This is a genomic window from Glycomyces tenuis DSM 44171 (assembly GCF_000427885.1).
GTDB classification, from domain to species: Bacteria; Actinomycetota; Actinomycetes; order Mycobacteriales; family Micromonosporaceae; genus Glycomyces; species Glycomyces tenuis.
In genome coordinates this window covers 71,544-96,826 of sequence record NZ_ATYW01000015.1, presented here as the reverse complement: position 1 = coordinate 96,826, position 25,283 = coordinate 71,544, and the positions used below count along the sequence as shown (strand labels likewise).

Sequence of the window (25,283 nt, the reverse complement as noted above, 5' to 3'; positions counted from 1 at the left end):
AATGCCCGGCTCGCTCGGCCTGAAACCGGCACGACGCCATAACGGATTGCGGAGTTGTTCGTCAAGATGTAGTATTCCTGCTATCAATCGAACGACTCCTATGATGGAGGTGATCATGGCGCAGCCCCCAACCGACGCCGGCCACGCCATCGCCGTGTCCGATCTCCGGATGCGATACGGCGACAAGGACGTCCTCAAAGGCGTCGACTTCACCATCGAAGCCGGCGGCGTCACCGCCCTCCTCGGCCCCAACGGCGCCGGCAAGACCACCACGATCGAGATCCTCGAAGGCTTCCGCTCCCGCTCCGCCGGCAGTGTCGAAGTCCTCGGCGCCGACCCCGAGCACGGCGGCGAGCGCTGGAAGGCCCGCATGGGCATCGTCCTCCAGGAGTGGCGCGACAACGGCAAATGGCGGGTGCGGGACCTCGTCGCCCACTTCGGCGACTACTACCGCCCGTACGCCGAGCCGTGGGGCGCCGACGAACTGCTCGACGTGGTCGGCCTCGCCACCCAGGCGAAGCAGCGCGTCCAGAGGCTCTCCGGCGGCCAGCGCCGCCGCCTCGACGTGGCCCTGGGCATCATCGGGCGCCCGGCGCTGCTGTTCCTCGACGAGCCGACGACCGGTTTCGACCCGCACGCCCGCCGCGAGTTCCACGAGCTCATCCACCGGCTCACCGATCTCGAGGGCACCACGATCCTGCTGACCACCCACGACCTCGACGAAGCCGAGAAGCTCGCCGAACGCATCCTCATCCTCGCCGGCGGCCGCATCATCGCCGACGGCTCGCCCGACCAGCTCGCCCGTGCCGCCGCCACCACCGCCGAGGTCAAGTGGATGCAGGACGGGCGGCTCCAGGTCCACGCCACCGACGACGCGACCGCGTTCGCGCGCAAGCTCCTCGCCACCGACGAGGGCGCGGTCACCGACCTGGAGATCCGCCGGGCCAGCCTCGAAGAGGCCTATATGACGCTCGTGGAGCAGTTCGAGGCCGGCGAGGCCGAGGCCGCCGTCGACAAGTTCTTGTCCAAGTTATGGCTCGCAAGCTTCGCCAAGAAGGAGGCCACCAAGTGAACCCCGCTGTGAACGCCTACAAGACCGGGTGGCGCCGGGCCCTGATCGAGACCAGGATCTCCCTGGCCACGCCGTCCGAGGTAGTGGGCATCGTCTTCCCGCTCGCCCTCGCGGTCACGGTGCTGCTGTTCCTGCGCGGCGTCGACGTCGACGACTCCCCTGTCTCCCTCGGCTCGATGAACATGCCGAGTCTGATCGGCATGATGATCGTCTGGGGCGGCGCCCTCGGTGTCCTCAGCACCATGCTGCTGGACCGCACCAACGGCACCATGCTGCGCGCCAAGTCGATGCCGGGAGGCATGACCGGCTACCTGGTCGGGAAACTCGGCATGACGGCGCTCGTCACCGCCTTCAACGTCGTGGTGCTCCTGGTCGTGGGCCTGGTGTTCTTCGACGGCGTGGAATTCGGTTCCCCGGACCGCTGGCTGCTGTTCCTGGCGGTGCTGGCGCTCGGCCTGGTGGCGACCATCCCGCTCGGCGCCGTCCTCGGGGCGCTGTTCGACAACCCCAGCAGCATGGCGCTGGTGATGATGCCGTTCATGGGGCTCGTCGCGATCTCCGGCATCTTCTACCCGGTCACGGCGCTGCCGGAGTGGCTCCAGGTCATCGGGCAGGTCTTCCCCACCTACTGGACCGGGCTCGGCATGCGGCACGCCCTGCTGCCCGACAGTGCCGTGGCGGTGGAGATCGGCGGGGACTGGCGGACGCTTACGATGTTCATCGTGCTCGCGGCCTGGGCGGTGGCGTCGCTGGCGTTCGCGCCGAAGCTGTTGAGCCGCATGGCGCGCCGTGAGTCGGGATCGACGATGACGGCCCGGCGCGAGAAGATGCAGCAGAACTGGGGGTAGGGCACGTGGCCGACGACGTCGTGCACAACCGCATCGCGATGCTGCGCGCCGAACGGGGCATCTCGCGCCGCCAGCTCGCCGACGCCCTCGGCGTCCACTACCAGACCGTCGGCTACCTCGAACGCGGCGAGTACAGCCCCAGTCTGTACCTGGCGCTGAAGATCGCCGAGTACTTCGAGGTCGCCGTGGAGGTCGTCTTCTCCACCAAGCCGTTCCCGAGACTCGGCGAGGGAACGTGAGTACGGCCGCGCCTCGGCGAGGGAACATGAGCCCAGCCGCGCACAGAACCTGAATCAGGGGCGGTTCCGCTCCCCGATCGGCCACAACACCCACAGGCCGCCGGGAGCGGGACCGCCCGCCTTCATCGACCGCAGGCATGCCATACGTATGGCATTCTTGAGTCATGTTGAAGACCACGGTTTATCTGCCCGAGGACCTCAAGGACGCCCTCCGGCGAAGCGCCGCCCAGCGCGGCGTGGCCGAGGCCGAGTTGATCCGTGAGCTTCTCGCGGCCGGGCTGGCGTCCGAAGCGCCGCAGTGGGACAAGCTGCCGACCATCCACAGCCCTGAACTCGCGGCGCTGGACGACGATGAGGAGTTCCTGCGATCGAGTGGCTTCGGCGAGTGATCGTCTGCGACACGAACTGCCTCCTCAGTCTGGTCAACGCTGACGATCCGCACCACATGGCGGTGCGCGAACTCGCCACTTCGCAACCGCGGCCGCTGCTCGTGAGCCCATTGGTGCTGGCCGAGTTCGACTACCTGGTGCGAAAGGTCGTGAGCGGCGCGGCGGCGCGCGGCATTCTGGTGCGGCTGCTGGAGGGGGGAATGATCGAAGTCCCGTCGCTGTCGCACGCGGATCTGCTGACGGCGATCAAAGTCGACGCCGAGTACAAAGCCCTGGATCTCGGCCTCGCCGATGCCAGCCTGGTCGTTCTCGCCCACCGCTATCACACCACCGACCTGCTCACCCGCGACGAACGGGATTTCCGGCCAGTGACACCACTGCAGGGCGGAGCGTTCCGGCTGCTGCCGAAAGACCGGTGACCGGACTGAGGTCCTACACACGCCCTGCCGGACGGCGGAGCTCAGCGGCCTTCGTAAAAGGCCGCCCCCGGAGGAGCGGCCTCGAGCCAGGACAGGAAACCGGTGACGGCCGAGTCGGTCATCGCCAACTCCACCTCACCGGTGGAACTCTTGCACCGCAGGATCGCCACCTCCGGCGGGAAGATCTGGGCCTCGGGGCCGGCCGGCTCGCGCCGCTCGGCCACCTGGAGGTCGGCGCGGGCGAGCGTGTAGCGCGGCCCGTACGCCAAGGAGAACATCCGGTACCAGCGCAGCGAACCGCGCTCGTACACGGCGAAACCGGGGGCCCACCCGCGTCCGGCCATGCGCCGCGACAGCCTCGCGGCCATCGCGACCGAGCCGTGCTTGGACAGCACGGAGCGGCGGACGTAGGTCAGCAGGAGGAACACCGCGACGGCGACCGCCAGGGCGGCGGCGACGAGCAGTGCCTTGACCATGGCCTACGCCGCGGCGGAGTCGACCGCTTCGGCGGTCTCGGCGAGGATGGTCACCCCGTCGGTGGTGACCGACAGGAAGCCGCCCTCGATCTGCCACGCGTGCTCGGCCCCGCCGGTGTGGATGCGGACCTGGCTGCCGACCTGGAGCTCGCCGAGCAGCGGCTGGTGGCCGGGGAGGACGCCGAGTTCGCCTTCGGTGGTGCGCGCGTAGACCGCCGTCGCCTCGCCGGACCACACCTTCGACTCGACGGCCACGACTTCGACGTTCAGTTGCTTGGCCACAACGCTCCTTCAAGCAGACTCCGAGGATGGATAGGGGGAAGTCTAGACGCCGCGGGCGCCGGCGTCGAATCGACCACCCCGGGCGGACCCGAGGATCACCCGCATGAGAGACGACGAGACCCCCGGCTCGGCCGGGGGTCTCGGGCGCTGTGCGGGTCCGCGTCGGCGGCGGTGCGGCGCCGGTCACGGACCGCCGCGTGCCGCTCGGTCAGACGCGGGCGCGGCGGGCGAGGCGCTCGGGGTCCATGATGATGACGCTCTTGCCGTCCAGGCGCAGCCAGCCGCGCCCGGCGAAGTCGGCGAGCGCCTTGTTGACCGTCTCGCGGGAGGCGCCGACGAGCTGCGCCAGCTCCTCCTGGGTGAGGTCGTGCGTCACGCGCAGGACGCCGCCGTCGCGGGTGCCGAAGCGGCTGGCCATGTGCAGCAGCGCCTTGGCGACGCGGCCGGGCACGTCGGTGAAGATCAGGTCGGCCATGGAGTCGTTGGTGCGCCGCAGGCGGCGGGCGATCACACGCAGCAGCTGCTCGGCGATCTCGGGCCGGTTGGCCAGCCACGGCCGCAGCGCGGTCTTGGACAGCCGGGCCATGCGGGTGTCGGTGAGCGCGGTCGCGGTGGCGGTGCGCGGACCGGGGTCGAACAGGGCGAGCTCGCCGACCATGTCCGAGGGGCCCATGACCGCGATCAGGTTCTGGCGGCCGTCGGCGGAGCGGCGCCCGAGCTTCACCTTCCCGGACATGACGATGTAAAGACTGTCGCCCGGCTCGTTCTCGGTGAAGACGGTCTGGCCCTTGTTGACGTCGACGTACTCCATCTCCTTGATGAGTGACTCGACAGCTTCGGGGTCGACGCCCTTGAACAGGGCGGCCCTGGCCAATACATCTTCCATGTCCGTTCGCACCTTTCTTCAACGCACCGCTAGTGCAAGTACTGAGTCTATGCCTCTTGTCCGCATTGCGGGAGCGAGACCCCCGTAAATCCACATGCGCACCGTCGACGCCGAAATCGACATTCGTACCCGAGCGAATGGGTTCCGGCGTTTCCGAGTACCACATCGTGAGCATAGACTCACCTGGTGAGCAGGGGTTTCGCTCGAAAACGGCAGTAGCGTCGGCGACGACCGGGTACAGCCTACCGCCATTGTGACGATCCGCCCAACGGCGAGTTGACGCCAGGTGCGGGACATGCGCCGTGCGCGCGCCGAATCGGCCGCCGTCACGTGCACGAACCGGTGTCGACCGCACCCGAGGCCCGCTCGCCCTCCTCGAGGACCGGCACCGTCTCGGCCATGGTGAGCGCGTACCCGGTCTCGGGGTCGTCGACGGCGGCCGCGAAGATCACGCCGAACACCTCGCCGTCGGGGGTGAGCAGCGGCCCCCCGGAGTTGCCGCCGATGATGCGCGCGTACAGCTGGTAGACCTCGCGGGTGACCGTCCCTGAGTCGTAGATGTCGGGGCCGGTGACCGTGCGGGCCTCCCGCACCCGCGCGGCGGTCGGCGTGTAGGGGCCCCCGCCGGGGTAGCCGACGACGATCGCGTCGTCGCCGGTGCCGCCGACCTCCGCGCTCAACGGCAGGGCCGGCGCGTCCAGCCCGGGCACCGACAGCACCGCCAGGTCCTTCTCCGGCTCGAACACGATCACCTCGGCGTCGAGCAGCTCCCCGTCGGATTCGACCCGCACGTCCTCGGTCCCGGCGACGACGTGCGCGTTGGTCGCCACCAGGCCGTCGGCGTACACGAAACTGGAGCCCTCGATCTGCCGGTCGCACTGCGGGGCCGAGCCGTGGACCTTCAGCACCGACGCCTGGGCGCCCACGACCACGCCGGAGGCCGCGAGCTCGGGGTCGGGCGGGTCGACCGGGCGGACCTGCGTCGGGTCGAGCCCGGAGAACACGTCGGGGATCTGCGAGGTGTTCAGCGATTCCCGCATCGAGTCGTAGACGCCCTTGACGGCCTCGGGCATGTACTCGTCGATGCCGCCGACCAGACTCGAGTTGCGGACGGCGGCGGCCACGGCGGGCATGCTCGAGTTCGCCAGCGGCGCGGCGGCCATCCACGTGACCAGCAGGACCGCGAGCACGGACACGACCGGCCCGGCGAGGTGGTCGAGCCGCATCGAGCCGTTCCGTTTGACCTTGCGGCGCAGTTTGAAGCCGATCGCGGTGGCGACGGCCTGCCCGCCGAGGGCCAGCGCGAAGACGACGACGAGCGCGGCGATGAGCTTGGCCAGCGGGTCGGTGTAGATGTCGGCGGCGAACGGCGCGAGCTGGACGCCGAGCAGCGCCCCGCCGAGGAAGCCGAGGAACGTCGCCGCGGAGATGATGAAGCCCTGCCGGTAGCCATTGATGGCGAACAGGAGCGCGAGCAGGACGATGACGACGTCGACCATCAGGCCGGCACTGTCCGCCTCCATCGCCCCTCCTCGCCTCGCCCGCGCCTCAGCACCCTTCGAGTTCCATCATCCGGCCAGTGTTCCATGGGCGCGACCAGCCTCCCAAGTCGAGCAGCCACGACAGTACCCCCGCGGTGAACCCCCAGATCAGCGGCACACCGGGGACGAGGAAGCCCGGCCCGGCCCGGCCCGAGCGGTAGCGGACGGTGCCCCGGGAGCCGGGGTCGGCGAGTTCGGCGACCGCCACCTGGTGGGCGGCGGCGACCTCGTCGCCGTCGACGGGCGTCACCGGATGCGGATCGGTCCACAGCGCCAGGACGGGCGTGACCGCGAAACCCGACACGGGGATCCACAGCGGCGGCAGGGCCGCGCCGACCGCGACGGTGCGCGGGTCGACGGCGAGCTCTTCGGCGGCCTCGCGCAGGGCCGTGGCGGCGGCGTCGGCGTCGCCGGGGTCGGCCGCGCCGCCGGGGAAGGCGACCTCGCCGGGGTGGTGGCGCAGGCCGCTGGCGCGCTGCTGGAGCAGCACCGACGGCCCGCCCGCGGCGCCGCGGTCGCTGAGCAGCACCAGCACGGACGCGGAGCGGGCCTCCTCAGGGGAGCGGAGCCGCGCGTTGTCGGCGGCGACCCTCGGCACCTCGGGGCCGCCCGCCTCGTCGGCGGCGGTGACGAGCGGGCCCCACCAGGCCGGGGGCGCGGGCCGCCGCGCGGCGCTCACGACAGCTCCAGACCGAACGCGGCCTCGGCGGCCGCGGTGAGGCTCCCGGCGGTCACGCCGGGCTCGTTGACGACGTCGGCGACGGTCCCGTCGGGGGCGACGAACGCGACCCCGGGCAGGGCCGGGACGCCGAGGGCGATCCGGACCGCTTCGTCGGCGTCGAACACCGACGGGTAGCTCAGCTCGAAGTCCTCGGCGAACCAGCGGCCCTTGTCGCGGACGTCGGCGCTGTCGACGCCGACGACGTCGACCTGGTCGCCGTGGGCCTGCCAGAACGCCTCGACTTCGGGGGCCTCTTCGATGCACGGGCCGCACCAGCTGGCCCACAGGACGACCACGAGCGGGCGGCCGTCCGTGACGCCGAACGCCGTGGGGGCCCCGTCGCCGAGGCACGGCAGCTCCAGTTCGCCGACCGGCTCGACCGGCGTCGTGGCGGCCTCGCAGGCGACCGACCAGCTCGGTTCGGGCCCGGCCGCGCCGCCCGGGTCGCCGGCGCCGTCGTCGGCGCCGCCCGAGCAGCCCGCGAACAGGGCCAGCGCCGCCGCGGCCGCGAGCGCCCGCCGCACCGGACCGCCGCTCACAGGGCCGCCTCGATGCCGGCCAGCTTCGCGAGCGCTTCGACGTTGCTGCCGCGCAGCAGCGTCACGGCCTCGGCCGGGTCGGTGGGGCCTGTGCCGAACGCGGGGCACTGGGAGGCGAGCGTGCACGCCCCGCACGCCGGCCTGCGGGCGATGCAGACCCTCCTGCCGTGGAAGATGATCCGGTGCGAGAACATGGTCCACTCGCGCCGCTCGATGAGCTGCTGCAACTGGAACTCGAGCTTGACCGGGTCCTTGCCGTCGGTGAGGCCGAGCCGGTTCGTCAACCGGATCATGTGCGTGTCGACGGGGATGCCGGGCAGCCCGAACGCGTTGCCCAAGATGACGTTCGCGGTCTTGCGGCCGATGCCCGGGAGCTTGACGAGGTCGTCCATGCGGTCGGGCATCGTGCCGCCGTGGTCGGCGACGAGCGCCCTGCCCAGTCCGATGATCGACTTGGTCTTGTTGCGGTAGAACCCGGTCGGGCGGATGATCGCCTCGACGTCCTCGGGGTTCGCGCCCGCGTAGTCGACGGCGGTCCGGTACTTCGCGAACAGCGCCGGGGTGGTCAGGTTCACGCGGACGTCGGTGCACTGGGCCGAGAGGATCGTGGCGACGGCCAACTGGAGCGGGTCGGCGTAGTCGAGCTCGCATCGGGCGTCGGGGTGGGCCGCGGCGAGCAGCCGGTCGATGCGGCGGGCGCGCCGCTTCTTGGCGAGCTCGCTCTCGGTTCCGTCTCGGTGGGAGGCGCGAGCCATCAGTCGGTCCAGTGGGAGTCGGCGGCGGTCACCCCGCCATGGTACGCGGCCGGGCCGAGGCGGCCCTCCCGGCGAAGCGCACGCGCGCTTCAGCGGCGCGCACGCGCCGTGCGCCCCACCGGGACGCGCCGCCTCGCGTGCAGCACCGCCGAGGCGCCCAGCAGCAGCACGGCGCCCGCCGCGGCCCAGGCCGGCCACGGCGCGAGCTCGGCGGCGGGTTCGGCGGCCGGCCGGGGCGGCGGGAGGCTGCCGGGGTCGGCGGCCACCGCCTCGGCCGCGTCGACCACGCCGGCGCCGAGGCCGTCCCCACCCGGCCCGGTCTCGGCGGTCGCCGTCAGCACGTGGCGGACGAGGTCGGCGTCGAGCCCGGGGTGGGCCGAGCGCACCAGCGCCGCCGCGCCCGCGACGATCGCCGAGGCGAACGAGGTGCCGGTGGCCTCCTTGTGGCCCCCGCCCGCGGCGGCGACCGTCAGGCCCGCGCTCGGCGCGGCCAGGTCCGTCTCGGCGCCGGTGACGGCCGTCGGCCACAGGTGACCGGACCGGTCGACGCCGGTGACGGCCAAGACGTCCGGGAGCCGCGCCGGGAACCACACCGCGTCGCCGTCGCCGGCCTCGTCCTGGTTGCCGGTGCAGGCCACCACGACCACGTCGTGGCGGTCGGCGTAGTCGATGGCGTCCGCGAACGCCTCCGAGTCGTACTGGCCGCCGAGGGAGAGGTTGATGACGTCGGCGCCGTTGTCGACCGCCCACCTGACCGCGTCGCCGACCATCGCCGAATCGTGGTACCGGTTCTCGTCGTCGAGGACCCGCACCGGCAGGATCGCCGCGCCCGGCGCCACGCCGGGGTGGCCCGTCGCGGCCCGCCCGGCGATGAGCCCGGCCACCGCCGTGCCGTGGCCGACCGGGTCGGCCTGCGCGAACGCCCGCTCGTAGACCGGGCCGGGATCGGAGCCCAGCGCCAGCAGCTGCGGATCGGCGCCGGTGCCGGCGTCGACGTAGCTGCGGCCCGGCAGGACCGCGCCGTCCAGGTCCGGATGGTCGGCGTCCACACCGGAGTCGATCACCGCGACCGTCACGCCCGAGCCCGTCGCCGAGGTCCACGCCTGCTCGGCGCCGACCGCCGCCAGGTGCCACGCCGCGGCGGGCGAGCCCTCGGCGGTGGGAGCGATCAGTATGACTGCCAACAGCGTCGAGCAGACACATGCGATAGTGGTGCGTGCACAGCGGTCCTTCATGAGAACGGGATCGTTACACAGCGAGGCCGGACGGCCACGGTAATGACACGCGTTCGTCTTTATGAATTCGTTATTTTTGCCCTACTGACGGAAACTTGACAACACCCTCGCGTTACGGTGACGATCGCGAGGGAACGCCGCGTTACCTCGTCGCTGCCCCATCGAGGACCGGTAGGGGGGAAGGGCTGAATGGGATCGATGTGGGAACCGAGTAACGAGACCGAGCATCGCCTCCGGGAGGTGCTGCGCGCCGACGACCAGGACGGATACTTCCGCATCCTCTCCCAGATCGAACTCGTCCTCCCTCTCTCCTATGAGGATCCGACGGGGCTGGGCGGCGCCGACACCTGGGCCACCTGGACCACCGACGACCGCACCCACATCCTCGCCTTCACCTCCGAGACCGCCCTCGCCGCATGCCTGAGGGACAACGCCGGCTCCTCCCGGCGCGTCCGCTTCGGCGCCCTCGCCGAAGCCTGGCCCGACGAGGACTGGTGGCTGGCGGTCAACCCCGGCCTGCCCATCGAGGGATACCTCCCGGCATGGTTCGTCTCACAGGTCGCCCAAGGCATGACCACCGTCCCCGGCGACCCCGCCCCGCCCGAGCCCCACTCCGGCGAGCAGTCCTTCGCCACCATGGCCCACTCCGACCCCTTCGCCAACCCCATGGAGCCCGCCCCGCCCGCCCGCGGCGGCAGCTTCATGCCCGCCGCCCCGCCCGTCCCCGAAGTCCCGCCCGTGCCGCGCCGCTCACCCGAGCCCGGCACCGCCGCCTCCGGGGCCTACTCGACCGTCGCCGGCACCACCGACGCCGGCCTGCCGCTGCGCCAACCGCCCGGCACCGAACCCCCCGCGCCCCCGCCGCCTCTCGCGCCCTCGCCGGGCTCCTTCGGCGAGCAGAGCTTCACCTCCCAGCCCGGAGCGCAGCACCACACCTCCCAACCCGAGCAGGCCTTCCCCGAGCAGCCCGTGTGGCCCGACGAGCAGACCGACTGGCCCGACGCCCCCGACTGGCTCCGCGAACAGCAGACCGGCCCCGCCGGCGCCCTCCCGCAGCGCGAACCGGCCGAGCCGTACCACGCCCCGGCCGACCCCTACCAGCCCCAACCCGGCTCCTCGGCGTTCGCCCCCCCGAACTCCTTCGAACCCCCCGCCCCCACCGGCTCCTTCGAGGCATCGAACTCCTTCGAGCCGTCCGGCTCCTTCGCCCCCTCCGGCGAGCAGCCCCCCTCCGGGCCGCCATCGGCCGAGTCCTTCGCCTCCATGTCCAGCGCCTTCGGCCGCAGGCCCTCCTCGCACAGCCAGCCCGCCCCCGGCGAAGCCGCACCGCAGCACAGCGAACCGGCACCGCCGGCCCCCGTCGAACTGTCCGGAACCGAAGCCGAGCCGCTCCTGGCCGAATCGGCCGCCGTCGGCGACACCGCCGCGTTCCTCCAGACCCTGCTGTGCACCACCGTGATCCTGCCCGTCGCCGACCCCGACGCCGTCGCCATCCGCGTCGGCGACCCCGCCTTCCGGTGGGCCTCGGACATCGTCGACGGCATCCACGGCATCACCGTCTACACCACGCTCGAGCGGATGCGCGCCCGCGCCGGCGAGGACGCCCCCCACACCGAAGTGCCCTTCGGCTGGCTCATCCAGCACTGGCCCGGCGTCGAGTACGCCCTCTACGTCAACCCCGGCACCGAGGTCGGCGCCAACATGTCCGGCCCCGAGGTCGAACCGCTCATCAAATGGGCCGAGGCCAAGGACCTGCTCGCCCTCGCCGCCGAGATGGAGCGCCGCCAGGCCGCCGAAGCGCGCGCCAAGGACCCCTCGCAGAGCGTCAAACCCGTCCTGTGGCAGAAGACCATCCCCCACGAGCAGGTCCCCTTCTACCTCGAACGCGGCTACGACCGCGTCGGCGGCTTCGTCCACCCCGCCGAAGCGGTCGACCACCTGCGCACCCCCGCCCAGCTCTACCTCGCGCTCGGCCTCCTGCGGGGCTCGGACGCCTTCAGCCCCACCGACGACGCCGTCCACGTCCTGCGCTGGATCGGCTACCGCACCGACCTGTACCCGCTCGCCCTCGGCGGCGGCGACGAGGCCGCCGCCCAGGCGCGCGGCGGCTGGATCATCGAACCCGGGCCCTTCCGCGGCGACGGCCTGGCCCCCTCCGAATCGGCCGACGACCAGATCCCCGAGCACAAGGTCGACTCGGTGCGGCTGCCGCACGGCGCCCAGATCTTCAGGATCGACTCGCGCGGCGACGTCACCGAGATCGCCGTCTTCGACGCCGACACGCGCGAATGGGCGCCCGTCGACGGCGCCGGCCGCCACACCTCCCACCGCGCCGACGGCGGCGGCCGACCGGCCGCCATCGAGGCGGCGCCGGCGCTCCCGGCCGCGCCGCCCGGCGACGCCCCGATGCCGACCGGGCCGATGGGCGAGGCCGCCCCCGGCTACGACGCCGCTGGCTACGAGAGCTCCGCCCTGGGCGACGCCTTCGGCTCCGACCCCGCCCAGGGCCACTACGACCTGGTGCGGCCCGCCCCCGAGGACAAGGCCGCGTCGGTGCTGGACAACCGCGAGTGGAAGGGCGCCTGAGCGTGAGGGACGGCTACATCGCGCGCTGGAACGGCGCCGAATACGACTCCAGCCCCGACGGCGCCCACGTGCGGCTGTACTCGCCGACCGGCGGCGACGGCTTCGTGCAGGTCGCCGAGGGCCGCTACCGGCGCGGCGTGCCGATCGGCGAGCTCGAGGACTTCTTCTACGTGCGCACCGCCTGCGTCTGGCGCGGCGAGCCGTTCTTCGTGCTCGGCGAGTCGGGCGACTGGCTGCGCCTGGAGTACCGCGGCGGACGCAGCGACGTGGCGATGCGCCTGGGCCTGGAGCCCTACGACACCGGCGTGTACCAGATCTGGGCGCCCGTCGGCGAGGTCAGCGAGATCGCCGAGCAGTACCTCTAGAACCGAGCGGTCCCCCTAGCGCGCAGGAGCACTCGGCAGGGCCCCTCGTCAGGTGAAAAACCGGCAGCGACCGCTTTCATGCGGCCGCCGTTTTGCTGTATGCTTCAGGAAACCGCAAGAAAGCGTTTGCCGCTCCCGTGTCGTCCGAGGAGCCGCGAACCGGCACAGCAGCAACCGTCTGGAGCAGCCCCTATGACAGAACGAATTCCCGTCGGCATCGCCGTCAACGGCGTCACCGGGCGCATGGGATACCGGCAGCACCTGGTGCGCTCACTGCTCGCCATCCGCGAGCAAGGCGGCGTCGAGCGCACCGACGGAACGGTCATCTGGCCCGAACTGACCCTCATCGGCCGCAACGCCGACAAACTCGCCGAGATCGCCGAACGCCACAACCTGGACCGATACACCACCAGCCTCGACGAAGCCCTCGCCGACGACGGCATCGACATCTACTTCGACGCGCTCACCACCCAGCACCGCCTCGGCGCCGTGGGCGCCGCCATCAAAGCCGGCAAACACGTCTACACCGAGAAACCCATCGCGACCAACCTCGACGACGCCCTCAACCTCGCCCGGGCCGCCCGCGACGCCGGCGTCAAGAACGGCGCCGTCGCCGACAAGCTCTACCTCCCCGGCCTGCGCAAACTCAAACGACTGGTCGACTCCGGATTCTTCGGCCGCGTCCTGTCCGTGCGCGGCGAGTTCGGCTACTGGGTCTTCGAAGGCGACTGGCAGGACGCCCAGCGCCCCTCATGGAACTACCGCGCCGAAGACGGCGGCGGCATGGTACTCGACATGTTCCCCCACTGGTCCTACGTCTTCGAAGGCACCATCGCCCCCATCAAAACCGTCACCGCCCACGTCACCACCCACATCCCCGAACGCACCGACGAACACGGCAAGACCTACGCCGCCACCGCCGACGACGCCGCCTACGCCATCTTCGAACTCACCGACGGCACCGTCGTACAGATGAACTCCTCGTGGTGCACCAGAGTCGACCGCGAAGAACTCGTCGAATTCCACGTCGACGGCACCGAAGGATCGGCCATCGCCGGCCTGCGCAAATGCCGCGCCCAGCACCGCGCCCACACCCCCAAACCCGTATGGAACCCCGACATCGACCAGCCGATCTCCTTCAGAAGCCAATGGTTCGAAGTGCCCGACAACGACGACTTCGACAACGGCTTCAAACTCCAATGGGAAGAGTTCCTCCGCCACGTCGTCGACGACGCGCCCTGGCACCACGACTTCCTCGCCGCCGCCCGCGGCGTCCAACTCGCCGAGGCCGGCTACCGCTCCGCCCGCGAAGGACGCCGCATCGAGCTCGAGGAGCTCCAGCTGTGAGCCGCGCATTCCACTCCCGCGTCATCTACTCCGCCGCCCACGTCGTCGCCGACCCCCTCGCCGACAACGGACCCGGCCGCCCCGCCGCCGTCGACTGGGACGCCACCCTCCAATACCGGCGCCACCTGTGGGACCTCGGCCTCGGCGTCGCCGACGCCATGGACACCGCGCAACGGGGCATGGGCCTGGACTGGGAAGCCACCAAAGAACTCATCCGCCGCTCCGCCGACACCGCCGGACCCGACGACCGCCTCGCCTGCGGCGTGGGCACCGACCAGCTCCCCGCCGCGCCCGCCGCACTCGACCAGATCCGAGCGAGCTACCTCGACCAGCTCGCCATCGTCGAAGACGCCGGCGCCGGCACCATCCTCATGTGCTCCAGAGCGATGGCCGCCACCGCCAAAGGCCCCGACGAGTACAAAGCCCTCTACGGCGAACTGCTCGGCGAAGTCAGCGGCAAAGCCATCCTCCACTGGCTCGGCCCCATGTTCGACCCGGCCCTCGACGGCTACTGGGGCTCGAGCGACCTCGACGAAGCCGCCGACACCTTCGTCGAGATCATCACCGAGAACGCCGACAAAGTCGACGGCATCAAGATGAGCCTGCTCGACGCCGACGCCGAGATCGCCCTGCGGCGCAGGCTCCCCGAAGGCGTCCGCTGCTACACCGGCGACGACTTCAACTACCCGCAACTCATCGCCGGCGACGAACAGGGCCACTCCGACGCCCTCCTCGGCATCTTCGACCCGCTCGCCCCCCTGGCCGCCAAGGCCGCCAAACGCCTCGACGAACACGACACCGACGGCTTCCACGCGATCCTCGACCCCACGGTCCCCCTGGCCCGCAAGGTCTTCGAAGCACCCACGTTCAACTACAAGACCGGCGTGGTCTTCATCGCCTGGCTCTCCGGCCACCAGGACCACTTCAAGATGGTCGGCGGCCTGGAATCGGCCCGCTCGATCACCCACCTCAAAGCGATCTACGAACTGGCCGCCGCCATCGACCTCTTCCCGAACCCCGCCGTGGCCGAAGAACGCTTCGACGCCCTGCTGAAAGTGGCGGGCCAAGCCCCGGTGGGCCCGCGATGAGCAACCGCGAACACTTCCCGCTCAACCGGTTCTCCTTCAACCACGCCACCGCCAAGTTCTGGGACCAGAGCGAGGCCATCGAACGCTGCGCCCGCACCGGCTCGGGCATCGGCCTGTGGCGCGAACCCGTCGCCGAACACGGCCTGGCCGCCACGGCGAAGCTGGTCCGCGACACCGGCGTCCGCGTCACCAGCCTGTGCCGGGCCGGGTTCTTCACCGACCCCACCGCGCAGGCCATCGACGACAACAAACGCGCCATCGACGAGACCGCCGAACTCGGCGCCCCCGCGCTCGTCCTCGTCGCGGGAGCGATCCCCGAAGGCGGCACGATCGACAGCGCCCGCGACGGCGTCGCCGAAGCCCTCGCGCAGCTCGCCCCGTACGCGGCCGAACGCGGCGTGACCCTCGCGATCGAACCGCTCCACCCCATGTTCGCCTCGGACCGCTGCGTCGTCTCCACCCTCGCCCAGGCCCTCGACCTCGCCGCACCCCACCCCGCCGAGGCCGTCGGCGTCGTCGTGGACACCTACCACATCTGGTGGGACCCCGAGGTGTGGAACGGCATCGCCCGCGCCGGAGCCGAAGGCCGCATCGCCTCCTTCCAGCTCGCCGACTGGATCACCCCGCTGCCCGCCGGCGTGCTCACCGGCCGCGGCCAGCTCGGCGACGGCTGCATCGACATGCGCCGCTACCTCGAGGCCGTCGACGCGACCGGCTTCGACGGCCCCATCGAGGTCGAACTGTTCAACGAAGCCCTGTGGGCCAGGCCCGGCGCCGAGGTCTTCGAGGAGACACGGGCGGCGTTCGCGCGCGTGCTGTCCTGAACCGCGAACCTCGCGGCCGTCGAGCCGCGGCCCGGGCGGCCAGACCCGGACCGCGGCTCGACGACCGCCGCTGACGCTCCTGCTCAGTGCCCTTCCGCGGCGGCTCCCGCCACGCAGAACCGGTTCCCGTCGGGATCGGCCAGCACCGTCCACCGGAACGACCCGCCCGGCGCCTCGTGGTCCGCGACGCGGGAAGCGCCCGCCTCGATCAGGCGGCCCACCTCCTTGTCGGCGTCGTCGGCCGCCAGATCGAGATGCACCCGCCCCGGCTCCGTGCCCTCCACGTACTGGAAGGCCAGCCCGGTCCCCGAGCCGAAGCCGACCATGACGTACTCGCCCCAATCGGTGGTGATCTCGCCGCCCAGCGCCTCGGCCCACCACTGGGCCAGCTCGCGAGGGCGATCGGTGTTCACCGTGACGTTCACAATGCTCAAATCCATGCCGGCCAACGTAGCCGCCGCCTCCGACAAGTCGAGGCGGGCGAGGCACCGGCGCGGGGCGGTCGCCTGGAGCGAGCCGAAGCCCGTGTCGCTCAAAGCGCCCCCGGCCGTCGGCGGCTCGGGTCGAACACGAGCATTGCCGCGAGGTGGCCGGCCGGCTCGTCCGGATCGAGCCGGCCGGTCCCCTTCCCGCGGGACCTCCGTAGGCGCCGCGCGGGGAGCGACCCCGCGCGGACTTGTGGTGGCGGTGTCTGCAGATCCCACTGCACCGCCGTGCCTACAGAGGTGGGAATGAAGCCTTGTCCGGGTTTTTCACAAGATCATCACCCCGTTGTCAATAGGGGGCAAGAAAAAGTTTTGGGCCTGTGGATAACTTCGGGGCCATCTGCCACGATGAGGTCATGAAGCTTCCCGGGAGCGGCCTCGTCAGCGGTCTCGCCGCCACCGCGCGCACCGCCACGCGCCGCGCCGTCACCCGCCAGTACCCCGAGCACGAGCCCGAACTGCCCGAGCGCACCAGAGGCGTCATCGCCCTGCTCGAGAGCAACTGCACCTCCTGCATGCTCTGCGCGCGCGAATGCCCCGACTGGTGCATCTACATCGACTCCCACAAGGAGACCGTCGAAGCCGAAGGGGCTGCCCGCCCCCGCCAGGTCAACGTCCTCGACCGCTTCGACATCGACTTCTCGCTGTGCATGTACTGCGGCATCTGCGTCGACGTCTGCCCGTTCGACGCCCTGTTCTGGGCACCCGACTTCGACTACGCCGAAGGCGACATCCGCGACCTGCTCCACGACAAGGAGCACCTGGGGGAGTGGATGGACGGCGTCCCGGCCTCGGCGCTGCCCGAGACGGCCCGGGCGGACGGTGAGCAGCGGTGACCCTCGCCGACGTGCTGCTCCTGGCCTTCGGGCTGCTCGCGCTCGGCGCGGCCCTGGCCGTGGTCACCACGCGCCGCATCGTCCGCGCCGGCCTGTGGCTCGCCGTGGCCTTCGCCGGCATCGCCGGCGCCGCCCTCGTCCTGACCGCCGAGTTCCTCGCCTGGGTGCTCGTCCTCGTCTACGTCGGCGCGATCGTCGTGCTGCTCCTGTTCGCCACCATGCTCACCAAGGCCCCCACCGACCCCTCCGACGAGCTCGACCGCCCCCGGCTCCCCGGCGCCGTCATCGCCGGCGGCGTCGGCCTCGGCCTCGCCGCCGTCCTCGTCGGCGCGTTCGGGTGGACCCGGGTGAGCCTCACCGGCCGCGAGAGCGGCGACGCGGCCGCCATGGGCGAGGCGATCTTCTCCGACTGGGTCCTGCCGTTCGAGGTCCTCTCGCTGCTCCTCCTCGCCGCCCTCGTCGGCGCCATAGCCGTCTCCACCAGGGGCTCGGCTGGCAACGAACGCATAACGGAGCCTCACTAGCCGCGCGGTAAGCTAGCGGCCATGACCTCACCGATTTTCGCACTGGCCGACGAGTACATCACCTCGTTCGCACGGCTGCATCCCATGGTCGCGGGCTCCATTGGCATCACAGGCGACTTCGGCGTCGCCTCCGACCTCGGGCCCGACGCCGAGGCCGAGCGCGCACAGCTCGCCCGGGACACCCTCGCCCGGCTGGGCGCCCTCGAATCCACCGGCTCGGCCGACGATCTCGCCCGGCTCCACATGACCGAGCGGCTCGAGTCCCAGCTCGCCCTCCACGACGCCGGCGAGTGGCGCCGCGCCCTGCGCGTCCCGTACGGCTTCCTCCAGAGCCTGTGCTCGTACGTCGACCTCGCGCCCCGCGGCACCGAGGACCAGTGGCGCACCACCGCCGCCCGCATCCGGGCCATCCCCGAGATGCTCGCCACCTGGCGCCGGACCATGGACGCCGGCATCGCCGCCGGGCAGACCGTCGCGAAACGGCAGGTCGCCGAGGGCGTCAAGCAGGCCCGCCGCAACGCCGACGCCCGCGTGTTCGACAAGCACGTCAAGGCCTACGGCGACGGGCCGCAGCTCCAGGACCTCGCCGACGCGGCCGAGGCCGCCTACGCCGCGTTCGTCGCCACCGCCGCCTACCTCGAGGCGGACTACGCGCCCCACGCCGAGGACCGCGACGGCGTCGGCGAGGAGCGCTACCTCCTCCACGCCCGCCACACCCTCGGCGCCGCCCTCGACCCCCGCGACGCCTACGCCTGGGGCTGGGACGAGCTGCACCGCATCGAGGACGAGATGGCCGCCGAGGCCGCCAAGATCCTCCCCGGCGCGAGCCTCGACGAGGTCGCCGCGCACCTCGACGCCGCGGCCCCCCTCACCGACCACGACGCCTACCTCGGCTGGCTCACCGAACGCCACCAGGCCGCCCTGGAGGCCCTCGACGGCGTCCACTTCGACATCGACCCGCGCCTGATGGCCCTCGACGTCGAACTCGTCCACGGCTCCTCGGCCGGATCGCCCTACTACACCGGCCCCAGCGAGGACCTCACGCGCCCGGGCCGCACCTGGTGGCCGGTCGCCGAGCGCGAGCACTTCGCCGTCTGGCGCGAACTCACCACCGTCTTCCACGAAGGCGTCCCCGGCCACCACCTCCAGATCGGGCAGACGAAGATCGCCGGCGAGGGCCTCAGCCGCTTCGCGAAGAACTACGGGTCCCTCTCGGGCCACAGCGAAGGCTGGGCGCTGTACGCCGAGCGCCTCGCCGACGACCTCGGCTGGCACTCCGACCCGGCCACGCGCCTGGGGATGCTCAAGGGCTCGGCGATGCGGGCCGCCCGCGTCGTCATCGACATCGGCTGGCACCTGGACCTGCCGCTGCCCGCGGCCGAGGCCGCGCGGCACGGCGAGCGCTGGAACTTCGAGGTGGCCCTGGAGGTCCTGCGCGAACGCGGCGGGATCGCCGGCCACCGGGCCCACGCCGAGATCGTCCGCTACGCGGGCTGGCCCGGACAGGCCATCTGCTACAAGCTCGGCGAGCGGGCCTGGCTCGCCGCCCGCGACGAGGCGAAGGCCGCCGCCGGGGCCGACTTCGACCTCAAGGCCTGGCACACCAGGGCGCTGAACCTGGGGCCGATCGGCCTCGACAACCTCGCCGCCGTCCTGCGCGGCTAGCGACGAAGACGACGGGGGCCGGGACGCATCGTCCCGGCCCCCGTCGTGCTCGTGCGGTCATTCATCGGTGATCTCGAGCCTCGCTCCGAGGGCCTTCACCGCGACGACCAGGGCCGCGGCCACCAGCACGATGTCCTTGACGATGTACTGCACTTCGAGCGTCGGCCCCGAGGCGAACAGTTCGTCGGCGAACAGGAACAGCGGTGCGAAGAAGCCCGCCGCGGCGCCGACGAGGGCCACCAGGCCCAGCAGCAGCAGCCGCCCGGTGATGAGCGCCAGCCCGATGAAGGTCTCCAGGGCCGCCACCGCGATCATGCCGAGGCGGTCGGGCATGAGCCCGAAGCTGAGCGCGTCGACGGTCTGGACGACCAGGCCCTCCGCCGGGCTGAGGCCGGGGACGAACTTGAGCGCGCCGAACACGAGGAAGACCAGGCCGAGGCTGACGCGCAGGACGTCGATGCTGGAGGGGGCCAGCGCCGCCGCGACGCGGCGGCGCACGGGCACTGAGCCGGACGGGGGAGCGGTCATGGTGGGAGTGGACATTGGAACCTCCTGGATTCCGTTGCGAAAGCATGTCGTTGACGGTCTCCAGAGTTCCGCTCGGGCACGCCCAGCCGAATCGGCCGAGTGATGTAAACCCGCCTGCGTCGTCCGCCGTAGGACGACGGCCGCGGGCGGTACCGGTGTGCCGCACGGGCGCGACGCCCGCGGTCGCGCCGGCGTAGCCGCGGCTACGCCGCTCGACGTACGCTCAGCGCCACCGCTCGGCCATCGCGGCGGCGGCCTGGTCGGTCTCGTCGCCGAGCTGGTGCAGCCGCTGCTGCTCGAGTTCGGCGAGGCGGGCGTTCAACCGCCTGGCCCGGTCGGCGCCGGGCAGCCGCAGCAGCCAGTTCCGGGCGACGGCCGAGAGCCGGTACTGCTCCAGGAGGTGCTCGAGGCCGGTGACCGGTGCGATCACGTCGTCCGCGGCCCGTCCCATCGCCGGGCGCACGGCCTCGGCCATGGAGCGGGCGTCGCGGGCGGCCTGGCGCACCTCGTCGCGCGCGACCGTCAGGTCGGCGGCGTGGCGGAGCCCGGCGTAGGCGTCCAGCAGGTGCGTCTTGGCCCGCGTGAGCGCCCCCATCAGGGAGGCGGCGGGTTTGCGGCCCTCGCGGGTGAACTCGGCGTGTTCGGCGAAGACCCGCACCTGCCCCAGCAGGGCCGCGACCCACGCCTGCGTGCTGATCCGGTCGATCTGCCGGTAGGAGTCCTCCTGCTCGGCCTGGAGCGTGCCGTACCAGCGCGGGTACTCGGCGACGGTCAGGTCGAGCTGGTCGAAGCGGTCGGCGAAGTGGACGCGGAGCGCCTCGAGGTCCTCGGTGTGCTTGAGTGCGGCCAGGAGCTGGTCGAGCTGCGGGCCGCCGTGCGGGGTGCCGATGAACAGGTGCCGGTAGCCGCGGACGGCGGTGCGGACGCGGTGGACGGTCGCGCAGGTGAGGCCGACCGATCCGGGCTCGTAGCGCTGCGTCTGCGCGATGGCCCGGTTCAGCACGTCGACCTGCTCGCCGATGTAGGCGCGGACGACGACGCCGGCGGGCGTGGACGGCGTCATCGGGCCGGTGCGGGCGTCACCGGCGGCAGCGGTCGTCGACACGGCTTCTCCTCCCGAATCGTCCTGCGATCAGTATCGCAGCGGCGTTCCGGGAGGAGGAGCATAAGTGATGATTTTTCGCCGTCGGCGCTATGACGGTATGCAGTCGAGTTCCGGCATCGACGTCAGCGAGCCGTTGACGTTGAAACCGAAGGTCACGGACTGGCCCGATGCGATGCTGGCGTTCCAGCCCGCCGGGCCGGCCATCTGCATGTCGCCCATAGTGGATATCTCGGTGTTCCACGCGTTGGTGATCGTGATCCCCGAGTCCGGAGGCCACAGCCAGTGGATCATCCAGTCGCCGATGTTGCTCGCGCCCGTGTTGGTGACCGTCATCTCGACGGTCGCCCCCGATCCCCAGCTGTTGACGCTGGCCTCGGCGGTGCAGGTGCCGTCGGTGGGCTCGTCCGGGGTGGTCGGGTCGTCGGGGTCGGTCGGGTCGTCGGGGTCGGTCGGGTCCGGGTCGTTCACGCCGCCGTCGTTGCCCGGGAAGTCCGCGTTCGGGTTGACGCCCGAGATCTCGCCGTTGCCGCCGTCGAACATCAGGTCGGAGCAGGCGTAGAAGTTCTCGTTGCTGTCAGACCGCACCCAGTGGGTGAAGATCATGTGGTAGCCCGAGCGCTCCGGCAGGGTGAGGCTCGCGTAGTAGTAGTTCCCGTCGTTGCCCGGTCCGCCCGACTGGGGCGGGTCCTGGATGGTCTCGAACTTCTCGATGTCGTCCCAGCCGATGGGCGTGTTCGGGTCCCAGCCCGGCTTGGTGATGTACAGGTCGAACCGGCCCGGGTGGTGGGCCCAGTTGTTGTAGCGCCACTCGTAGGTCGCGCCGGAGGTGACATGGGTCTTGGGCCAGTCGCCCTGGGCGTTGTAGGGCTCGAAGTCGTACGGGCCGCGGCCGCCGCCGTCGCACAGGCGGCCGTCGGGGATGTAGCCGACGGTCTGGCCCGCGCCGTTGGAGTCGAGGTTGCCGAACCAGTTGTAGAACGCGTTCGGGCCGGCCTCGTCGAGGGCCCGCTGGCACATCTCGTTCGTCGGGTCCAGCGCGCCGTTGCCCGCCAAGGCGTCGAAGTAGCAGAAGTACTGCCGCGAGCCGGGGAACACCGTGGCGCCGTGCGCTTCGGCTTTGGATTGTGTGAAGACCGTCGACAGGGCGGCCGCCATCGCCGCTGCGATGGCGACGGCCACTATCGCGATGAGCCTGCGGTGCCTTCTGCGCAGGCCCACGGCTGTCGCTGTGGACATGAGGTTCTCCTCTGTCGGTATGGAGCGCTCCCAACCTGGTTCTTCTCGAACCCGCGCTGTACTGCTGTCCTGGAGATCCGGCGTCCTGCGGACACCGCCAAGGTTATTCTAATATTCGAGTCTATCGATATAAAGGTGTCAGTGCAACGGCAGGGGCGCCCGACGTCGGATGCGGATAGACTCGTCTCCATGGACACCGGCGACACCGCTCCCGATTTCACCCTTCCCGACGAGACCGGACGGGAACGCGGCCTCGGCGAGCTGCTCGAGCACGGCCCGGTGGTGCTGTTCTTCTACCCGATGGCGCTGTCGGCCGGCTGCACGGTCGAGGCCTGCCACTTCCGGGACCTCGCCGCCGAGCTCACCGAACTCGGCGCCCAGGCGGTCGGGATCTCCACCGACGACGTCGCCAAGCAGGCCGAGTTCGCCTCCAAGCACTCCCTCGGCTACCCGCTCCTGTCCGACCCCGACGGCGAGGTCGCCGCCGCGTTCGGCGTCAAACGCAAGATCAGCGCCCTGCCGACCAAGCGGAAGACCTTCGTCATCGACACCGACCGCACCGTCATCGGCGTCGTCAAGAGCGAAGTGAAGATGAACGTCCACGCCGACAAGGCCCTCGACATCCTGCGCGAACGCCGGAACTCTCGCTGAGGGACACGGGGAGCCCACGACCGCCCGACCAGGACACGGCCTCCGCAGGGCGACGCCGAGCGGAGCACCGGAGACCGGATCGCTCACATGACGGCGTCGCGCAGGACGTCGTGCAGCGAGACCGTCGGCCGGTGGATCAGATCGCTCAAGTCCGTCGAGTCCGAATCCAGATCGCCGCGGGCGATCCCCTCGTCGGCGTCGGTGGCCATCGTCGCCGCCGGCAGCGGCAGGCCCGACTCCACCAGCGCCCGCGTGTACGCCTCGGGGTCCATGTTCTGGTAGACCACGTCGGTCCCGGCGACCTTCCCGATCGTCGCGGCCAGCTCGTCATAGGTGAACGGCTCGTCCCCGCACAGCTCGAAGACCCGGCCCGCACCGTGGTCCTCGGTCAGCAGCACCGCCGCGGCCTCGGCGTAGTCGTCCCGGGTCGCCGCCGCCACCCGGCCCTTGCCGGCCGCGCCGTACAGGGCCCCGGACTCGATGACCTGGTCGAGGTTCCGGGTGTAGTTCTCCATGTACCAGCCGTTGCGCAGGACCAGGTACGGCACGCCCGCGCCGTGGAGGTACCGCTCGGTTCCGATGTGCTCGGTGGCGAGGGCGACCTGCGAAGTGTCGGCGTGGAGCATGCTCGTGTACAGCAGCAGACCGACACCGGCGTACTTCGCCGCGTCGATGACACTGGAGTGCTGAGGCAGCCGCCTGCCCACCTCGGGACTCGAGACCAGCAGCAGTTTCTCGACGCCCGCGAGCGCGGGCTGGAGCGTGGCGGGCCGGTCGTAGTCGGCGTGGCGCACCTCGATGCCTCGTTCGGCGAGATCGGACACCTTCGCCGGATCGCGGACCAGCGCGATGATCTCGCCCGGCGGCACCTGGCGGTCCAGCAGACGTTCGACGGCGAGACGACCGAGATGCCCGGTCGCACCGGTGACGGCGATCATGTCGCATTCCCCCTCACACTTGCCCCACCGCCCATCGAAACACAGTCGGCAGCACCTGTCAGGGCAAGAGGGAAGTCAGCGGCGGCGGTTCACGACCGGGCCACAGATTCCGCTCGCGAGCTCGCGGCTGGGCCTCAGATTCCGCTCGCGAGCTCGCGGAATGCCCTCCCGCGGTGCGAGATCGCGTTCTTCTCGTCGGTGCTCATCTCGGCGCTGGTGATGTCGTACCCATCGGGGATGAACAGCGGGTCGTAACCGAAGCCGTTCGCGCCGCGCGGTTCACGGCCGAGGCGGCCGGGCATCTCACCGTGGACCACCAGTTCCCGACCGTCGGGCCACACCAGGGCCGCCGCGCACACGAACGTCGCGCCGCGCTTGTCGTCGTCGAGGTCGGCGAGCTGATCGAGCAGCAGCGCATTGTTCGCCTCGTCGTCCTTGGCGCGGCCCGCCCAGCGCGCGGAGAGCACACCGGGCATCCCGTTCAGCGCGTCCACGGCGAGACCGGAGTCGTCGGCGACGGTCGGCAGACCGGTCCGCGTCGCGCCGTCACGGGCCTTGAGCAGCGCGTTCCCCGCGAACGTCAGCTCGGTCTCAGGCGTCTCGGGATAGTCCTCGACGGCGTCGAGCCCCACCAGCTCCACCGAGGGCGCGGCCTCGGCCAGGATGTGGCGCAGTTCGGCGATCTTGCCCGCGTTGCGGGTGGCCAGCAGCATCCTCATGGCGACTACGACAGCAGCGTCCGGGCCTGGAGCGTGGCGAGCTCCTTGCAGCCCTTGACGGCCAGATCGAGCAGCTCGTCGAGCTCGGAGCGGTTGAACGTGGACTCCTCGCCGGTGCCCTGCACCTCGACGAAGTCGCCCTCGCCGGTGCACACCACGTTCATGTCGACCGACGCGGCGACATCCTCCTCATAGGGCAGGTCCAGGACCGGGACGCCGCGCACGACGCCGACGCTGATCGCCGACACCGAGGTCGTGAGGACCTTCTCCGGTTTGCGCGCCAGCTTCTGCTCCTTGAGCCAGGTGACCGCGTCGTGGAGGGCGACGTACGCGCCGGTGATCGAGGCGGTGCGGGTGCCGCCGTCGGCCTGGAGGACGTCGCAGTCGAGGGTGATGGTGTTCTCGCCCAGCGCCTTGAAGTCGACGCAGGCGCGCAGGGACCGTCCGATGAGCCGCGAGATCTCGTGCGTGCGCCCGCCGATCTTGCCGCGGATCGACTCCCTGTCGGACCTGGAGTGGGTCGAGCGGGGGAGCATCGAGTACTCCGCGGTCACCCAGCCTTCGCCGCTGCCGCGGCGCCACCGCGGGACACCGGGGGTGACGGAGGCGGTGCACAGTACTCGAGTGCGGCCGAACTCGACGAGGACGGAGCCCTCGGGATGGTCGGTCCAGGAGCGGGTGAACTTCACGGGGCGCAGCTCATCGGCCGCGCGCTTGTCGGGTCGAGTCATCTCCACCAGCGTACGGGAACGAACAGGCGTGTGACACACTGGTTGCTGCTCCTCCGCCCCTCGGCGGGGGCCGCGTTCGAGCGGCGACCGTGCTCTGCGGCCGCACGGCTCGGCTTCGCACGAGTGGCGGAACTGGCAGACGCGCAGGATTTAGGTTCCTGTGCCCTCGGGCGTGGGGGTTCGAGTCCCCCCTCGTGCACAGGATTTCTTATCAGGACCCGGCAGGTGACTGCCGGGTTCTTGTCATGGCCGG

The 25,283-nt window shown here is 71.2% G+C and carries 28 protein-coding genes, 1 tRNA gene and 1 pseudogene; 15 read left to right on the top strand and 15 right to left on the bottom strand.

What is annotated here, in order from left to right; translation table 11 throughout:
- The first annotated feature begins 115 nt into the window (after positions 1-115).
- From YWW_RS31035 to YWW_RS0116415, 5 genes are all read left to right on the top strand, one after another.
- The gene (locus tag YWW_RS31035) at positions 116-1,072 is read left to right on the top strand and encodes an ABC transporter ATP-binding protein (protein ID WP_211228595.1); all 957 of its coding nucleotides are present in this window, start codon (positions 116-118) and stop codon (positions 1,070-1,072) included.
- On the top strand, positions 1,069-1,920 hold the full coding sequence (locus YWW_RS0116430) for an ABC transporter permease (RefSeq protein ID WP_026930959.1): 852 nt from the start codon (positions 1,069-1,071) through the stop codon (positions 1,918-1,920). The genes YWW_RS31035 and YWW_RS0116430 overlap by 4 nt, the downstream gene beginning before the upstream one ends.
- A gap of 38 nt (positions 1,921-1,958) precedes the next feature.
- Positions 1,959-2,159, top strand: coding sequence for a helix-turn-helix domain-containing protein (locus YWW_RS0116425; RefSeq protein WP_035701729.1), 201 nt, complete (start codon positions 1,959-1,961; stop codon positions 2,157-2,159).
- 164 nt (positions 2,160-2,323) lie between these two features.
- A complete protein-coding gene (locus tag YWW_RS31030) occupies positions 2,324-2,548 on the top strand; it encodes a ribbon-helix-helix domain-containing protein (protein WP_035701666.1) in 225 nt (74 codons plus the stop codon).
- Positions 2,545-2,967, top strand: coding sequence for a type II toxin-antitoxin system VapC family toxin (locus tag YWW_RS0116415; protein ID WP_035701669.1), 423 nt, complete (start codon positions 2,545-2,547; stop codon positions 2,965-2,967). Before YWW_RS31030 ends, YWW_RS0116415 begins: the two co-directional genes overlap by 4 nt.
- A 41-nt stretch (positions 2,968-3,008) precedes the next feature.
- Here YWW_RS0116415 and YWW_RS0116410 read toward each other — a convergent pair whose 3' ends face one another.
- The 8 genes from YWW_RS0116410 to YWW_RS31015 all read right to left on the bottom strand — a co-directional run bounded on the left by YWW_RS0116410 (position 3,009) and on the right by YWW_RS31015 (position 9,351).
- Complete coding sequence (locus YWW_RS0116410) at positions 3,009-3,443, bottom strand: DUF2550 domain-containing protein (RefSeq protein ID WP_035701671.1); 435 nt, start codon at positions 3,441-3,443, stop codon at positions 3,009-3,011.
- A 3-nt stretch (positions 3,444-3,446) separates the two neighbouring features.
- The gene (locus YWW_RS0116405) at positions 3,447-3,725 is read right to left on the bottom strand and encodes a F0F1 ATP synthase subunit epsilon (RefSeq protein ID WP_026930955.1); all 279 of its coding nucleotides are present in this window, start codon (positions 3,723-3,725) and stop codon (positions 3,447-3,449) included.
- A gap of 208 nt (positions 3,726-3,933) precedes the next feature.
- Positions 3,934-4,611, bottom strand: coding sequence for a Crp/Fnr family transcriptional regulator (locus tag YWW_RS0116400; RefSeq protein ID WP_026924818.1), 678 nt, complete (start codon positions 4,609-4,611; stop codon positions 3,934-3,936).
- A gap of 326 nt (positions 4,612-4,937) precedes the next feature.
- Entirely contained in the window at positions 4,938-6,134 is a 1,197-nt protein-coding gene (locus YWW_RS0116395) for a MarP family serine protease (RefSeq protein WP_081687520.1), read from the bottom strand.
- Between the two features lie 25 nt (positions 6,135-6,159).
- The gene (locus YWW_RS31025; protein WP_035701674.1) at positions 6,160-6,831 is read right to left on the bottom strand and encodes an NUDIX domain-containing protein; all 672 of its coding nucleotides are present in this window, start codon (positions 6,829-6,831) and stop codon (positions 6,160-6,162) included.
- Positions 6,828-7,412, bottom strand: a complete 585-nt coding sequence (locus YWW_RS31020) for a TlpA family protein disulfide reductase (RefSeq protein WP_051325917.1) — start codon at positions 7,410-7,412, stop codon at positions 6,828-6,830. The genes YWW_RS31025 and YWW_RS31020 overlap by 4 nt, the downstream gene beginning before the upstream one ends.
- Complete coding sequence (gene nth / locus YWW_RS0116380; RefSeq protein ID WP_026930953.1) at positions 7,409-8,167, bottom strand: endonuclease III; 759 nt, start codon at positions 8,165-8,167, stop codon at positions 7,409-7,411. Before nth ends, YWW_RS31020 begins: the two co-directional genes overlap by 4 nt.
- A gap of 89 nt (positions 8,168-8,256) precedes the next feature.
- Positions 8,257-9,351, bottom strand: coding sequence for a S8 family serine peptidase (locus tag YWW_RS31015; protein WP_051325916.1), 1,095 nt, complete (start codon positions 9,349-9,351; stop codon positions 8,257-8,259).
- Between the two features lie 249 nt (positions 9,352-9,600).
- Between YWW_RS31015 and YWW_RS37815 the strand changes: the two genes are divergently transcribed.
- The 5 genes from YWW_RS37815 to YWW_RS0116350 all read left to right on the top strand — a co-directional run bounded on the left by YWW_RS37815 (position 9,601) and on the right by YWW_RS0116350 (position 15,612).
- Positions 9,601-11,988, top strand: coding sequence for an SseB family protein (locus YWW_RS37815; protein ID WP_155830212.1), 2,388 nt, complete (start codon positions 9,601-9,603; stop codon positions 11,986-11,988).
- Positions 11,989-11,990: 2 nt separating this feature from the next.
- Positions 11,991-12,353, top strand: coding sequence for a hypothetical protein (locus tag YWW_RS0116365; RefSeq protein ID WP_026930951.1), 363 nt, complete (start codon positions 11,991-11,993; stop codon positions 12,351-12,353).
- Between the two features lie 192 nt (positions 12,354-12,545).
- Positions 12,546-13,700 carry a Gfo/Idh/MocA family protein gene (locus YWW_RS36930; protein ID WP_026930950.1) on the top strand — a complete coding sequence of 385 codons (1,155 nt, stop codon included), beginning with the start codon at positions 12,546-12,548 and terminating at the stop codon, positions 13,698-13,700.
- On the top strand, positions 13,697-14,788 hold the full coding sequence (locus YWW_RS31010; protein WP_155830211.1) for a dihydrodipicolinate synthase family protein: 1,092 nt from the start codon (positions 13,697-13,699) through the stop codon (positions 14,786-14,788). The genes YWW_RS36930 and YWW_RS31010 overlap by 4 nt, the downstream gene beginning before the upstream one ends.
- Positions 14,785-15,612, top strand: a complete 828-nt coding sequence (locus YWW_RS0116350) for a sugar phosphate isomerase/epimerase family protein (protein WP_026930949.1) — start codon at positions 14,785-14,787, stop codon at positions 15,610-15,612. The genes YWW_RS31010 and YWW_RS0116350 overlap by 4 nt, the downstream gene beginning before the upstream one ends.
- Before the next feature lie 83 nt (positions 15,613-15,695).
- Here YWW_RS0116350 and YWW_RS0116345 read toward each other — a convergent pair whose 3' ends face one another.
- Positions 15,696-16,052: a VOC family protein gene (locus tag YWW_RS0116345; protein WP_035701742.1), complete on the bottom strand. Its 357-nt coding sequence runs from the start codon at positions 16,050-16,052 to the stop codon at positions 15,696-15,698.
- Between the two features lie 401 nt (positions 16,053-16,453).
- Between YWW_RS0116345 and YWW_RS31005 the strand changes: the two are divergent.
- The 3 genes and pseudogenes from YWW_RS31005 to YWW_RS0116330 all read left to right on the top strand — a co-directional run.
- Positions 16,454-16,886, top strand: a pseudogene (locus YWW_RS31005) (4Fe-4S binding protein); the annotation flags it as partial.
- Between the two features lie 43 nt (positions 16,887-16,929).
- On the top strand, positions 16,930-17,457 hold the full coding sequence (locus YWW_RS31000) for an NADH-quinone oxidoreductase subunit J family protein (RefSeq protein ID WP_051325914.1): 528 nt from the start codon (positions 16,930-16,932) through the stop codon (positions 17,455-17,457).
- Positions 17,458-17,478: 21 nt separating this feature from the next.
- A complete protein-coding gene (locus tag YWW_RS0116330; RefSeq protein ID WP_026930947.1) occupies positions 17,479-19,122 on the top strand; it encodes a DUF885 domain-containing protein in 1,644 nt (547 codons plus the stop codon).
- Positions 19,123-19,179: 57 nt separating this feature from the next.
- Here YWW_RS0116330 and YWW_RS0116325 read toward each other — a convergent pair whose 3' ends face one another.
- The 3 genes from YWW_RS0116325 to YWW_RS30995 form a co-directional block, all read right to left on the bottom strand.
- Complete coding sequence (locus YWW_RS0116325) at positions 19,180-19,665, bottom strand: hypothetical protein (protein ID WP_211228593.1); 486 nt, start codon at positions 19,663-19,665, stop codon at positions 19,180-19,182.
- A gap of 208 nt (positions 19,666-19,873) precedes the next feature.
- The gene (locus YWW_RS36035; RefSeq protein WP_026930945.1) at positions 19,874-20,755 is read right to left on the bottom strand and encodes a CHAD domain-containing protein; all 882 of its coding nucleotides are present in this window, start codon (positions 20,753-20,755) and stop codon (positions 19,874-19,876) included.
- Positions 20,756-20,842: 87 nt separating this feature from the next.
- Entirely contained in the window at positions 20,843-21,991 is a 1,149-nt protein-coding gene (locus YWW_RS30995; RefSeq protein ID WP_211228592.1) for a lytic polysaccharide monooxygenase, read from the bottom strand.
- Positions 21,992-22,180: 189 nt separating this feature from the next.
- Here YWW_RS30995 and YWW_RS0116310 point away from each other — a divergent pair, with 189 nt between their 5' ends.
- Positions 22,181-22,642: a peroxiredoxin gene (locus YWW_RS0116310; protein ID WP_026930944.1), complete on the top strand. Its 462-nt coding sequence runs from the start codon at positions 22,181-22,183 to the stop codon at positions 22,640-22,642.
- 83 nt (positions 22,643-22,725) lie between these two features.
- Here the strand turns inward: YWW_RS0116310 and YWW_RS0116305 are convergent, their stop codons facing one another.
- The 3 genes from YWW_RS0116305 to rph all read right to left on the bottom strand — a co-directional run bounded on the left by YWW_RS0116305 (position 22,726) and on the right by rph (position 25,030).
- Positions 22,726-23,580, bottom strand: coding sequence for an SDR family oxidoreductase (locus YWW_RS0116305; RefSeq protein ID WP_026930943.1), 855 nt, complete (start codon positions 23,578-23,580; stop codon positions 22,726-22,728).
- Between the two features lie 134 nt (positions 23,581-23,714).
- Entirely contained in the window at positions 23,715-24,299 is a 585-nt protein-coding gene (gene rdgB / locus YWW_RS0116300) for an RdgB/HAM1 family non-canonical purine NTP pyrophosphatase (RefSeq protein WP_026930942.1), read from the bottom strand.
- Between the two features lie 5 nt (positions 24,300-24,304).
- A complete protein-coding gene (gene rph / locus YWW_RS0116295) occupies positions 24,305-25,030 on the bottom strand; it encodes a ribonuclease PH (RefSeq protein WP_026930941.1) in 726 nt (241 codons plus the stop codon).
- 117 nt (positions 25,031-25,147) lie between these two features.
- On the opposite strand from rph, the gene YWW_RS0116290 reads away from it, so the two are divergent.
- Positions 25,148-25,229 (top strand) — tRNA-Leu (locus YWW_RS0116290).
- Positions 25,230-25,283: the final 54 nt, after the last annotated feature.